Raw genomic sequence first — 12,997 nt, forward strand, 5'->3', positions numbered from 1 at the left:
GACGTAGCAACCGCCGGTCGGATTGTGCTGGGACGTGATCCGATCGCCGACCGAAGTATGAGGGCTGCGAAGCAGTCCCCGGGGTCCGGTCGTGTCGAACCGGATCCAATCAAGCCAGTGCCGGTTGTTATTGATTGCTGTTGTACAGCAGCTGGAGTGGACTGCAGTTCCCGCAGGCGTGGCCGCGGCGGGACAATTGTCGCCGTGGTCTGTCATGTCGAACATCCTTTGTCGGTCGGACGGTTCCCAGTCCCACGAAGTCAGCGTGGGGCGTGGAGCCTTGATGCCGTCGAACGCGCTCTTGCGAGTCAGGCGCCGTGTCCGTGCGGGAACGGTATGACGCCCGAATTCGCTCGATGGCTTTCAGATGGATCAGCTGCGCTTGGCCAGAGCATCGTGCCGATCCGCGGGTCGATGAAGTGGCCAGCATCACACGCGGCGCAGGCGACGGGGTGCACTTCGCTCGGGTGCGTCCGGCAGCAGTCCTTGAGCCCCATTGCCAGTATTTGGATACAAAAAGATGATAGGACGCCAAGTCTTTCAATCTGCCACGTGTCTGAGCTTGACTGGAACGTCCTTTCTATCTCAAGCCGCCACCACTGTATTGATGCAGGTCAAAAAGAAGTTGATGCACGTTAAGATGGCGATTATCGATCAATCCCAACTTCAATCGCCGCCAATGTGGAAGCTTGTGCCGCCGCGAAACTTGCACGGTGCTTGGTCGTCTCGCAAGGCATTCCCGACCGCTCCGCCTGATTGCAAGGCGGCGGGCAAAGATATTTCCGACCGGCACGGGCGGCTGAAGACTACCGGCGGCGGCTAGAACTGCCCGCACGTGGGCAAATGAGGCGAAGCGGCTTCATCTCGCTCGTGATGGTCCATCCTATCGCAGCAACCGAAAAACCGATGATCAGGCTGGCCGCAACCAAGGTTTCGATAAGCCCAAGCTTAAAGGCTTCCGCGCCATAACCGATCGCTACGATCAGCGCGGGCAAGACCAACGACAATGTGAGGCGAGCAATCAACTTACCATCTCCTTCGACTCTCGCAGCTCAGTGACACGCGGGCGACATGATGCAATGCCCGTACGCTGCGCGGCCTGAACACTCGCACATTGCGCGTCCTAGATTTTGATTTTCATCAAACCCGCTACATGCTGGCGTATTGTGTGGATCGATGCGCGGCCCCGCCGGATGACCCGGTTTGCTAGGTGTTACCGGCAACGCACTGGCAGTTGCCACTCGCCCTCGTCCCGTTCCAAGCCCCCAATCGTCTCATGACAATTTTCTGGATCAGCGACTCAACTCTCCCGGCCCAACGCACAGGAAGACGAGAGCTGTTGTTCCTGAGCCACCTCAATCAGATGTGATCCGCAAAGCCGACGCTTGTTGATTTGGAGCTTCTTCGGACGAAAGAGCACACATCACCTACCCAAGCCTCGACCTTATCTCGATGGAGCGGTAATCTTTTTGGGTGCTGCTTGAGACAAATCAAATACTCGCCTGACGCGGCTGGCAGAATGCAGCATAAGAAACGCACTGGAACAAGGTATCATGCCTTCATTTAACGTTCGGTTCATCAAGACCGTTTCTGACGACACCGGCCACGAGCATCGTGCCTGTCAGGCAGCGTTCCGAGTGGATGCGGCCTCGCTGAGTGCTGCTGCACAGCAGGCAGAAACTGATTTCTGCAAGCAAAAAGGTGTCCGCGATTGGACCATCTTCGCCGATGCGATGGAGCTTCAAACCGCGCTTGCAATGCCCCCAGCATGGGGTGGCTAACCCGAGCTCGGCGAGGGAGGTCTACGAATTTGGATCGCAGAGATACTCCGCGAATCCAGGCACCCAGCACATAAAACGTCTTTCCGAGTGTCGATCGAGACAACAGCTCGCGATGCTGCCGCCAATTGAGCAGGCGGGCCCTCTTGTCCGCGACATTCTCCGGTTCGCCGATTTTCTCCCACAGACGGGCCTTATTTGATGGATGTCAAAAACAAGTCTGCCGCCGGCAGCTATGGCTGCTCTGAGGGGTATGACACATGGTTAGCCAATCTGGATATGTCCGTCGCCCTTGGAGGTTCAAGAATCTGCTCACCCGGTTACGAGCGAAGCTGTCCCGGACAGCCGAATTGGCCTATTTGAGCGCGCAGGACATCGACGCGATCGCACGTGAACTTAATCTGTCCACATCCGACTTTCGAAAGATGGCGCAAAATCCGGGCTTTCCCGAACTCTTAAGCAAGCGCCTCGCACGTGCCGGCTTTTCCGAGAATGCGCTATCCGCCCGCTATGGAGACGTGTTGCGCGATTTGCAGCGGGTATGCGGCCTGTGTCAGACCAAGATCCGCTGCGCGGCCGACCTCGAGCGGCATAAGCCTCTAAATCCCCTCAAAGGCTGCCCCAACGAACATACTCTGCGCGCGCTCGTACCTGATATCGGCAGCGGTCCGCAGCGTTTTGGCGATTGATCGCGCTCGATCGTCCCGTCCCCCGAAAATGTGATCTCCTGGCAAGCCCGCTTTCAAAGAGGCCAAGACATGACAAGCCCATCCATCGCCTCGAAATCCATGACCATGGGCGAAGCAGGCCTGATGTCGGTATTCGCCGTTTCTGCCTATGTTTGCTATTTCGCAGGAGCGATGGGGCACGATCCTGCGTTTACCTTCCACGCATTGATCTCGTCCGCCGCCAGCCTGGCCGCCGCAAGCGTTATCCTCAATCGCTACTACGAACGCCCGGCGCAATTGCCGCCGGCGCAGATCAAGGGGAGGCCGAATTACAATCTCGCTCCGATCAAATTCGCCTCAGTGATGGCGATGTTCTGGGGTATCGCAGGCTTTTCGGTCGGTGTGTTTATCGCCTCGCAACTTGCCTGGCCCGCACTGAATTTCGATCTGCCTTGGACGAGCTTCGGCCGACTCCGCCCGCTGCATACGTCGGCCGTGATCTTTGCGTTCGGCGGAAACGTGCTTATCGCGACCTCCTTCTACGTCGTGCAGAAGACCTGCCGCACGCGCCTTGCCGGCGATCTTGCGCCGTGGTTCGTGGTAGTCGGCTATAATTTTTTCATCTTGATCGCGGGCACCGGCTATCTGTTCGGCGCCACCCAGTCAAAGGAATACGCCGAGCCCGAATGGTACGCCGATCTCTGGCTCACCATCGTCTGGGTCACTTATTTCATCGTGTTCCTGGCGACATTGGTGAAAAGGAAAGAGCCGCACATTTTCGTCGCCAACTGGTTCTATCTCGCTTTTATCGTCACCATTGCGGTGCTCCACCTCGGCAACAATCCAGCATTACCGGTCTCCGTGTTCGGTTCGAAATCCTACATCGCCTGGGGCGGCGTGCAGGACGCCATGTTTCAGTGGTGGTACGGCCACAACGCGGTCGGCTTCTTTCTGACCGCCGGCTTTCTGGCCATCATGTACTACTTCATTCCGAAAAGAGCCGAGCGCCCGGTCTATTCCTACCGCCTCTCGATCATCCACTTCTGGGCGCTGATCTTCCTCTACATCTGGGCTGGCCCTCACCATCTACATTACACCGCGCTGCCGGATTGGACACAGACCCTGGGCATGACGTTCTCGATCATGCTGTGGATGCCCTCATGGGGCGGCATGATCAACGGCCTGATGACGCTCTCGGGGGCGTGGGACAAGCTGCGCACAGACCCGGTGCTCCGCATGCTCGTGGTCTCGGTGGCCTTTTATGGCATGTCGACGTTTGAGGGCCCGACCATGGCAATCAAGGTCGTCAATTCGCTCAGCCATTACACCGACTGGACAGTCGGCCACGTGCATTCCGGCGCGCTGGGCTGGGTCGGATTTGTATCGTTCGGTGCGCTCTATTGCCTGATTCCCTGGCTTTGGAAGCGCGAGCTGTACAGCCTCAAGCTCGTCAACTGGCACTTCTGGATCGCCTCGATCGGGATCGTGCTCTACATCTCGGCGATGTGGGTGTCCGGTGTCCTGCAAGGCCTGATGTGGCGCGCCTATACCTCGCTAGGGTTCCTCGAATACTCGTTCATCGAGTCGGTCGAGGCTATGCATCCCTTCTACATCATTCGCGCCGCGGGCGGCGCAATGTTCCTGATTGGTGCGCTGATCATGGCCGCCAATCTCTGGATGACCGTGAATGCAAAGCAAACCGATCAGATCCAGGACACTGGAGCGCTCCAAGTCCCGGGGAATAGGTCATCGCATGTCTCTTTGGAACCGACACAAGATCTTTGAGAAGAACTCGATCCTCCTGATCGCAGGCATCCTTGCCGTGATCGCGATCGGGGGGCTGGTCGAGATCACGCCGCTGTTCTACCTCAAAAGTACGATGGAGGTCGTGGATGGCGTACGACCGTATACCCCGCTTGAGCTTGCAGGCCGCAACATCTACGTACGCGAAGGTTGCTATCTGTGTCACTCGCAGATGATCCGGCCATTGCGTGACGAGGTCGAGCGCTACGGGCATTACTCGCTGGCCGCGGAGAGCATGTATGATCACCCGTTTCAATGGGGCTCGAAGCGTACCGGCCCGGACCTCGCACGCGTCGGCGCGAAATATTCCGATGAATGGCACGTCGCGCATCTGACCAATCCGCGGGCCATCGTCCCGCGGTCCGTCATGCCCGGATACCCGACGCTGGCGCACACCGAGCTCGACCTGACCGTCATGGCCGCACATCTGCGCACCAACCGGGCGGTCGGTGTCCCCTATACCGAAGATCAGATCAAGAACGCGGTCGCTGACTTGAAGACCCAGCTCGATCCTGACAGCGCGGACCTCGCCTCGTTCCAGAAACGCTATCCGAAGGCAGCTGTGCGCAATTTCGACGGAAGTGTTGGCAATCCGACCGAACTCGATGCGCTCATCGCCTACCTGCAGATGCTCGGTACGCTGATCGATTTCAAGCTCTACGACGAAAAAGCCAATCTGCGCTGAAGGACCTCGTGATGAAAGCCGTCATTTCCATCGAGAACCTGGCGTCAAGCTTCGTCGTGAGCCTCTGGACGCCGTTGTTTGTCGGCATCTTCATGGCCGTCGTTGTTTATGCGCTGTGGCCCGGCAATAAGCGGCGTTTTGACTCTGCGGCGCGCATGCCGCTGTGCCGGGATTGACAGACCATGACTGACCGCTACGACTTCGATCGGATCTCCGGCCGTTCCACGACGGGACACGAATGGGATGGCATAAAGGAGCTCAACACGCCGCTGCCGCGCTGGTGGATCTCGACCTTCTACGCCACCATCCTGTGGGCAATCGGTTATTGGGTCGTCTATCCGGCCTGGCCGCTCCTCTCCAGCTACACGACCGGCGTATTTCAACATTCGACCCGCGCGAGTGTCGTCAACGATCTTGCCGGGCTCGAGAGGCTGCGGGGCGAGAAGATGGCGGTTCTCGGCAAAGCGTCTCTGGCAGAGATCGAGACGGATCCGGCCCTGCTGGCACTGGCCCGTGCCCGGGGCAAGACGGTGTTCGCGGACAATTGCGCGCCATGCCACGGCAGCGGCGGCGCAGGTGCCAAGGGTTATCCCAATCTCAACGACGATGACTGGTTGTGGGGCGGATCGCTCGATCAGATCCAGCGGACCATCCAGTTCGGCGCACGGTCCGGGCACGCCCAGGCCCATGAGGGGCAAATGCTGGCCTTCGGCCGCGACGGCATCCTCCGGAAAGATGAGATCGCCACAGTAGCGAATTACGTGCGATCGCTGTCCGGCCTGTCAACAGTCGCCAATTTCGATGCCGCGGCCGGCACAAGGATCTTTGCCGACAATTGTGCGGTCTGCCATGGCGAGAACGCCAAAGGCAACCATGAGCTCGGCGCGCCGAATCTGACGGACCACATTTGGTTGTACGGCTCGGACGAGGAGACGCTGATCGAGACGATCAGCTATGGCCGTGGGGGCATCATGCCGGCCTGGAACGGGCGCTTCGATCCCATCACGATCAAGGTACTTGCGGTCTATGTGCACTCGCTCGGTGGTGGACAATAGGTGAGATGAGCCGAGAAGCCACCGGCCCATCGACGAGGCGCTAAATCACTCACCCGTGCCGGATGTAAGGTCGGCCATGAAGCTAGCCCTGAAAAAGACTGGTTCGCGCGATAACCCGTCGATCGGCGAAGATGGGCCTCTCTATACAGCTCATAAGAAGGTCCAGCCGCAGAGATGGCGGCTGCTGGTGGTGTGTCTGGGCATCTACTATTTGCTGCCGTTCGTGCGTTGGCGTCGTTGCTTAGGCGTTCCTGACCAGGCGGTGTTGCTCGATTTACCGAACCGGCGATTCTACTTTTTCTTCATCGAGTTGTGGCCGCAGGAGCTTTACTACTTCACGGGGCTACTCGTGCTTGCCGCGCTGGCACTATTCTTGATGAACGCGCTGGGCGGACGTATTTGGTGCGGCTATCTCTGTCCGCAAACGGCATGGACCGATCTGTTCTATGCGGTAGAGCGTTGGGTCGAGGACGATCGTCGCGACCGACTGAGGGCCGCCGCACGCCCGATGACAGTGGGACGGGCGCCAAAGCGCGTGCTGAAGCACGCGGTCTGGTTGATGATTGCTTGGTGGACCGGTGGTGCCTGGGTGCTCTACTTCGTCGACGCCCATACATTGGTGCGCGATCTGGCGACATTCCAGGCGCCCGCGATCTCCTATATCTGGATTGGTATCCTGACCGCTACAACATGCTTGTTAGCCGGCTACATGCGCGAACAGGTTTGCGTGTACATGTGCCCCTGGCCACGCATCCAGGCCGCGCTCGCCGACGAGTGAGCACACTCAATGTCACCTACAAGTACGATCGCGGCGAACAGCGCTGCTCGTTGAAGAAGTCATTCGATCTGCGCGCGCGGGGCGAAAAGATCGGAGACTGCTCGATTGCAATCGCGCCCTCGCGGATGATGAGCCCGACGAGGCGCCGGTCCAAATGCGTAATTGCGACGGTCCCCGCTGGGACGAGAGTGCTAGCTCGGCCGTTCCGGTGGACCGCGGCGCAACTGAGAGACGCGCGGTCCAAGGAGAGGCAGCGACAACTTGTTGAGCAGGGCAATTCGTGCAGACGCGATGCGGGAAGATTTGGCGATACCGGGCGAGGACGTGGGCGAACCAAGCCTTGGGTTGACCTTGTTAAGGCGACAGATCGTGATCATCGTCAACATGATGGGTGGCCCGGTTGGCGCCGCGCTGGCTGCCGGCAAAGGTCCAGTTCCACCTTCCAAAACGATACCTCTCAATGCACGCTCGGCACAATTGTGGTCATGCAGATCCTGCCATCGTCGAGGAAGCAGGCGAAGTCGTCCCAGCGCACTCTCCGTGAATAGCCGATGAGAGGGCGAATGAAGGAGGAGCGAATCGCGAAAGGCTCGTCGCGGATTTGCGAGAACGATCCGGATCAACTGTGGCTTGGCACCCATGCGTGCACCTGCGGCGCCGCCGTATGCCGCTTTGCAACCGGAGCGATGACGAGTCCTCGGCTCCCATGCCGGCGGAAGGCGTCATCGGCGGCAAGGAAGGCGCGTCCTGAAACCGATGAAGCCCCGCGACGATCGAGAGCCGCGGGGCAGTTCCATTTTGCGGATGTGCGATGCAATGTTTCCCGCGCGACGGCCTCGTCAGCTTCTGGAAAGCCTATCCAGATAGGATCAGCTCAATTGATTTCTTGGACGTGAGGCTAGCGTGGACCCGTACAAGTCCGATCCATCCAATGTAGCAGCTTGGTCCCAGGTGCAGCACGCCGTCTTGGAAGAGCACCAGGGCGGCCATGCCGCGCAAGAAGGGTTTGAGCAGCACTTGGCCGAGGCGCGTTCACCCGATCCGGGTCCTGTCTCCCGTGGCGGCCGCAACTACCATCCCGATCTCTCTGCAGAACATCGAGACATTATCGATAAGGCGATTGCCCAATATGCGGATCAGAAAAAGCCAAGCCCGAAGACGGTTAAGCGCTATACTCAGGCGCTTCGCCGACTTGGAAATCATCTTGGCGCTCATCGCCAAACGATTGTGCTGGGGGACCACGAGTCCTTGGTCCGTTACGTCAAGACTTACTTTCCAAAGGACGAGGACGTGAAGAAAGGGTTGAATATCCTTCGTTCGTATCATGATCCGAGCTATGTAGCTTCTGGTGGGCGGCCGCGCACGATCCCCTCAGCGGAAGACGCGCCCCTCTCAGAGCGGCTTAATGCCAGCGGCATGACGTCGGGCAGCGCTGCTCGTCATGATCGTAGTCTTCGCAGATTTTCTAACGCCCTTAAATCTGCGGGCTACTCGATATCCGGGCTAGACCACGCTGCGCGCATTGAATTTGCTCAGAAGTTGTTCCCAAAGGACGAGCATCTATTGTTCGCGTTAGGCAAGGTCGGCGATGCCGGCCACGTTTCCGGGGTGGGTGCGTCTCGGAAACCCCGCGGTCATGCTGTCCCGTCGCCCACATTGCATCTTTATCCCGATGACGCCCGCATCATTGATAGCCTGGAAAAGGCAGAGCTGAGCCTGCTCAAATCCGAGGATACTAGCCGGAGAACAGTTGTTCAAAATCTGGCCGGCAACCAACGAAGATTCGGTGCTTGGCTCCAGAGGAACGGGCGAGGGAGCATAGTGAGCCGGCTCACCGGCACCAGTGAGCAGCAAGAGTCGTTGAATGACGATCACAGGGACTTCAAAAAAGCCAGTCGAAACGATGACATGGGCTTCGATCGTCTTCGGAGCTACCTATGCCTCGTCGAGGCGAACGCTGCGCTGGGCGTCTCCCCTGAGCAGGCGGGTGGGGAGCCGCGGCGTGACGAGCCGGGCTCAACGTGGTCGCCGCACCTGCCGCACGATTTTGAGCGGCCGACGCCGGAAGCGGTACCAGAGGGGTCGTCGGCGATCTACCGAGGTCTCGACTCTTTCGTTGACCTGCCGCACACCTCGCAGGAAGTGAGAGACGATGCTCAGTCAGCGCCGGTGGGTAGGGCTGCCGCCAGACCGCCGCTCGTCACCGGACCATCGGACGCGCCAGCTCAGTCGGCAGACACCTTCCGCGATCTTCAGTCTTTCGTTGATCTGCCGTACACGCCACAGCAGATGCGTGACGATGCTCAGTCAGCGCCGGTGGGTAGGGCTGCCGCCCCAGCTCAGTCGGCAGACACCTTCCGCGGACTTCAGTCTTTCGTTGATCTGCCGTACACGCCGCAGCAGATGCGTGACGATGCTCAGTCAGCGCCGGTGGCTAGGGCTGTCGCCAAACCACCGCTCTTCACCGGACCATCGGACACGCCAGCTCAGTCGGCAGACACCTTCCGCGGATCTTCAGTCTTTCGTTGATCTGCCGTACACGCCACAGCAGATGCGCGACGATGCTCAGTCCGCGCCGGTGGGTGGGGCTGCTGCCAAACCACCGCTCTTCACCGGACCATCGGACGCGCCAGCTCAGTCGGCGGACACCTTCCGCGGTCTTCAGTCTTTCGTTGATCTGCCGTACACGCCGCAGCAGATGCTTGACGATGCTCAGTCAGCGCCGGCGGGCGGGGCTGGCGCCAAACCGCCGCTCTTCACCGGACCAACGGACGCGCCAGCTCAGTCGACAGACACCTTCCGCGGTCTTCAGTCTTTCGTTGATCTGCCGTACACGCCACAGCAGATGCGTGACGATGCTCAGTCAGCGGCGGTGCTCAGCCCTGCCGGTAAACCCGCGTTCTTCGTCGGGCGATCGGGCGTACCTCAGGCGCTTGAGGTCATCGGACACCGAGTCGACGCGGATTGGCGGGATGGCCGCCAGCCGGTGCCGGATTTCTTACGCGATGTCCTGGATAACATCGGGGTCCTGCCGCCCCGGTCCAGCGGCCCAACCCAGGTCTCCGTCAATGGTGAGACCCGCTCGATCCCATTGGGGCCGCTAGGACGCCGCGGTGCGCAGGTCATCCATCATCCTCGCCCGTCTCCCGTCCCGGGTGCTCAGATCGGCCCCGCGGCGACCGTTGCCTCTTCCGGCCAGCGCAGCGGAGCCGTGCTGGGCCCCACGCAGTGGCTGGGTGACGAGCATATCCAGCGGGACTATGAGCTCCTGGCGCAGGAGTTGCTGCAGAACAATCCGGATCTCGCCGCCCGGACGCGGTTCGTGGATCCCCTGATAGCCCAAATGTTGCGATCCCCCTCCACGGAGATAGCCGAACGAGCATTAGGGTGGGTTCGTCATGATACCGCCGACTTCCTGTTTCTGCCGGTAAGCGATGCCAGCGATACGGATAGACATCAGCGCGGCAGTCACTGGTCGCTGCTGCTGGTTGACCGCCGCAATTGGGGAGGGCCGATCGCCTTTCACTATGACTCCACCCAGGGATACAATGACAGGCCCGCAGCGGTACTCGCAGGACGGCTCGACGCTAACCTGCAACAGGCCCCGATAAGACAGCAGCAGAACGGTTATGACTGCGGCGTCTTTGTCGTGGACGGTACCCGGGAACTTGTAAGACGATTGGCAGCAAGGCGGCCGGACCTGAACCTCAACAATCTTGTCATCAGTCGACCGGCACTGCGGGACCGACTAGGCGCTGGTGTCGGCTGAATAGGTCGCGCACCCGAGTGAAATGCGCTTCTGACCGATCGAAGATCCGCAATCGGTGTGTTCGCAAAGCACATAGTGTCTCACGTGAAGAACTGAGTACGCATACGACGAGACCACCTGAGCATGAACGCGGGCACAGCGAACTCCATGGATGCCATTGCGTGAAGGTCAGGCGACCTGCTGATCGGCTGGCTTGTCGGCTCGGCGCAGGAGCTTCCATTGCCAGGGCAGCAATGCGCCATGATCAGCAACAAATGCTCGGCAGCACGTCGGGCTACCGAGACACGCGAGGTCGCATTGTCCGGCAAGTTTGAGGACGGCCTCGCGGTGAGGAAAAAGTCGATCGGTAACACCGGTCAGCTTTGGATCGGTCAGGCTAAGCCATCTTATCGCGCCTTGGCCCAATAAGGCGGCCGCATTTTTCGCGGCGCAACAGCACCGATCGCGGACTAACAGGCGTCGGCCTCACCTTTCTTTCGCCAATATGCGTACATCACATTAAAAAGAAAATTGGAGGGATCGCGCCATTAAGGCTGAAGCGGTGGTCGCTCATCTTAACGTCAGCCGAAGCCTCTCTATGAGAGATCATCGCGGGGGTCAATCGCAGCGTTCGCGGCTCGCGTCAAGCGCGGTGAAAGCTGCCGTTCATAGCGACAGACTCGTCCCTCCAACCTTGCGCCGAGACCGGACGACGGCTACGAAGAGGAGCTTCGATCTGGTGTTCTCGCCAGCGCAAGGAGGCTCTGACAGCCTAGACAGCGCAGCGCGCCAAGTGTAGTAGGGCGACCGTGGCAGAGACTGCTACGATGTCTCATAGTCCTCGACCGTTGAGCCTCTACGCCTAATACAAATCACGAACATGCCTGATTCGGAGTTTGTTCAAGCTTACCACACCCTGCTTGCTCACTTCCTTCCAGCAACACGTTAGTCTGCGGGCTTAGCTTCGAATAACCAGGCGAAGCCTCTCAAGGCGGCATCTGAACTAAATTTACAATAGTCGAGCTGCGTTGTCTTCTGACCACATATCACGGCGCGAGTTCCCATGATTGCCTCTTTTTTTACGATCGTCGCTCCTAAAAAACTATGTTACAAGCCGCTCCTCTCAAAAGGAGCATTCACTGTGAAAAAAGCAACCAAGAAACGCGTTAAGCGGCGCGAGTGGACCAAGGCAGATATCAAGGAGCTCAAAGTCCATTCGAAGGCTCGGACTCCCGTCATAAAAATTGCAAAAATGACCAAACGCAGCGTCGGTGCGTTGCGCCAGAAGGCGTTAAATCTCGGAATAGGACTCGGACATCAGCGGTAGCTTACTTAGCAGCGCTGGTAGCCGGCACAAAAGGGCGGCTCGCAGGCCGTCCTTTACGGCCGTTGAAATTGTTTTGCACGGGCTGCCAATTGCTTTGTGGAAAGAGCTTTTCACGCGTTTGGTCTGTCACTCTCGAGGAAAGGTCTCCAGTGCTTCGTGATCCTTGAGGTTTAAAGGAGTACGGCTGCGAAGGCCGCTTTGCCCGGTATGATCGAGAGCGACGAGACAATCGCATGACCGGTCCTGCTTCGAATGTTTCAAGGTTGGAAATTGTTTCGATGGTCGCTCGTTCCCGTTAAGGGGTCGAGGAATGCGGCGGATGGCTGTCAAGGGCCTCGATTGTTCTCGGAGACGGCGAGAAGGGGCGCTCCAATGAGCAAACCGCATCGCTGCAAGTCTTGACACCCACGCCGCCGCAATTGAAGCTCATGCTAGGCTAAAGCTTTGGCGTAAAGGGTGGCCGCGGAGTTTGTTGGTGAACTTGAGCTGCCAAGCGATAAGGCGCGCTCAGCAGCAACTGAAAAAGCGCTCTGTTGGCTTGATAGACGGCGGCGGAGCGATTGCGTGCGAAACCCATCATCACCTGCGCGCCTTCGGCGGTGTGGACGGACCATAACCACCTTCGACCGCGCCGCCTCACGAAATATTCGAAGGCCGGGAGAGTCGGATGGTTAGCCAGCTTCATTTCTGACGATTGCTCGTTTTGGTCTTCTGGATGCCGGAGCGGGCCTTCTCCAAGCGATGCCTCACTGCGGCCAGCCCGGCAATGAACTCGCTTGATCCGTCAGGGCCGAATTCGTCAAAAGCCTGTACATCCTGCGCTTCCTCTCGAGGCGTCAAACTTGCGAGATGCTTGCGCGTTTTGGCGGTCAGCGACATCTGAACTACTCGCGCATCGGCTGTGGAGGGTTTGCGCCGCAGGAATCCCTTTTTCTCCAAGACTTTTGAGTGGGTCGTGACGAAAGAAGGATCGACGTGCATCAACCGTGACACCAGGTTGACGGACACACCTTTTTCTTTGCCCAGATAGTCCACTGCCATCAGGATCATCCACTGTGGCCCAGTGATGCCAAGCATATTGGCACGGAATTTGGCGAGTTCTTCGAGGCAGGCACTGATCGATCTGATCTCCCACATGAACGGCCGGAATATCTC

12 protein-coding genes and 2 pseudogenes are annotated in these 12,997 nt (G+C 58.9%); 11 read left to right on the top strand and 3 right to left on the bottom strand.

Annotated features, from left to right (window positions below; translation table 11 throughout):
• The first annotated feature begins 607 nt into the window (after positions 1 to 607).
• Positions 608 to 823 (top strand): hypothetical protein, encoded by a 216-nt coding sequence (locus tag H8A92_RS09065; protein WP_229195496.1) that lies wholly within the window; start codon positions 608 to 610, stop codon positions 821 to 823.
• On the opposite strand, the gene H8A92_RS09070 is transcribed toward H8A92_RS09065, so the two are convergent.
• Complete coding sequence (locus H8A92_RS09070) at positions 807 to 1,025, bottom strand: hypothetical protein (protein WP_229195497.1); 219 nt, start codon at positions 1,023 to 1,025, stop codon at positions 807 to 809. The two genes, H8A92_RS09065 and H8A92_RS09070, sit on opposite strands and share 17 nt — an antisense overlap.
• A 528-nt stretch (positions 1,026 to 1,553) precedes the next feature.
• Between H8A92_RS09070 and H8A92_RS09075 the strand changes: the two genes are divergently transcribed.
• From H8A92_RS09075 to H8A92_RS09105, 7 genes and pseudogenes are all read left to right on the top strand, one after another.
• Complete coding sequence (locus H8A92_RS09075) at positions 1,554 to 1,781, top strand: hypothetical protein (protein WP_229195498.1); 228 nt, start codon at positions 1,554 to 1,556, stop codon at positions 1,779 to 1,781.
• Positions 1,782 to 2,128: 347 nt separating this feature from the next.
• Positions 2,129 to 2,467 (top strand): hypothetical protein, encoded by a 339-nt coding sequence (locus H8A92_RS09080; RefSeq protein WP_229195499.1) that lies wholly within the window; start codon positions 2,129 to 2,131, stop codon positions 2,465 to 2,467.
• Positions 2,468 to 2,536: 69 nt separating this feature from the next.
• Positions 2,537 to 4,231: a cytochrome-c oxidase, cbb3-type subunit I gene (gene ccoN / locus H8A92_RS09085; protein ID WP_229195531.1), complete on the top strand. Its 1,695-nt coding sequence runs from the start codon at positions 2,537 to 2,539 to the stop codon at positions 4,229 to 4,231.
• Entirely contained in the window at positions 4,200 to 4,934 is a 735-nt protein-coding gene (gene ccoO, locus H8A92_RS09090; protein WP_229195500.1) for a cytochrome-c oxidase, cbb3-type subunit II, read from the top strand. The genes ccoN and ccoO overlap by 32 nt, the downstream gene beginning before the upstream one ends.
• Positions 4,935 to 4,945: 11 nt before the next feature.
• Complete coding sequence (locus H8A92_RS09095; protein ID WP_229158203.1) at positions 4,946 to 5,110, top strand: cbb3-type cytochrome c oxidase subunit 3; 165 nt, start codon at positions 4,946 to 4,948, stop codon at positions 5,108 to 5,110.
• 6 nt (positions 5,111 to 5,116) lie between these two features.
• Positions 5,117 to 5,989: a cytochrome-c oxidase, cbb3-type subunit III gene (gene ccoP / locus H8A92_RS09100; protein ID WP_229195501.1), complete on the top strand. Its 873-nt coding sequence runs from the start codon at positions 5,117 to 5,119 to the stop codon at positions 5,987 to 5,989.
• Positions 5,990 to 6,077: 88 nt separating this feature from the next.
• Positions 6,078 to 6,928, top strand: a pseudogene (locus tag H8A92_RS09105) (4Fe-4S dicluster domain-containing protein); the annotation flags it as partial.
• A gap of 113 nt (positions 6,929 to 7,041) precedes the next feature.
• Here H8A92_RS09105 and H8A92_RS09110 read toward each other — a convergent pair.
• A pseudogene (locus H8A92_RS09110) lies at positions 7,042 to 7,299 on the bottom strand (IS66 family transposase); the annotation flags it as partial.
• Positions 7,300 to 7,670: 371 nt separating this feature from the next.
• On the opposite strand from H8A92_RS09110, the gene H8A92_RS09115 reads away from it, so the two are divergent.
• From H8A92_RS09115 to H8A92_RS09125, 3 genes are all read left to right on the top strand, one after another.
• On the top strand, positions 7,671 to 9,296 hold the full coding sequence (locus tag H8A92_RS09115) for a hypothetical protein (protein ID WP_229195502.1): 1,626 nt from the start codon (positions 7,671 to 7,673) through the stop codon (positions 9,294 to 9,296).
• 22 nt (positions 9,297 to 9,318) lie between these two features.
• On the top strand, positions 9,319 to 10,536 hold the full coding sequence (locus tag H8A92_RS40950) for a Ulp1 family isopeptidase (RefSeq protein WP_338026517.1): 1,218 nt from the start codon (positions 9,319 to 9,321) through the stop codon (positions 10,534 to 10,536).
• A 1,120-nt stretch (positions 10,537 to 11,656) separates the two neighbouring features.
• Positions 11,657 to 11,842 carry a hypothetical protein gene (locus H8A92_RS09125; RefSeq protein ID WP_076829490.1) on the top strand — a complete coding sequence of 62 codons (186 nt, stop codon included), beginning with the start codon at positions 11,657 to 11,659 and terminating at the stop codon, positions 11,840 to 11,842.
• 681 nt (positions 11,843 to 12,523) lie between these two features.
• Here the strand turns inward: H8A92_RS09125 and H8A92_RS09130 are convergent.
• On the bottom strand, positions 12,524 to 12,979 hold the full coding sequence (locus tag H8A92_RS09130) for a MarR family winged helix-turn-helix transcriptional regulator (RefSeq protein ID WP_229195503.1): 456 nt from the start codon (positions 12,977 to 12,979) through the stop codon (positions 12,524 to 12,526).
• Positions 12,980 to 12,997: the final 18 nt, after the last annotated feature.

The sequence above is a fragment of the Bradyrhizobium acaciae genome (assembly GCF_020889785.1).
Lineage (GTDB): Bacteria > Pseudomonadota > Alphaproteobacteria > Rhizobiales > Xanthobacteraceae > Bradyrhizobium > Bradyrhizobium acaciae.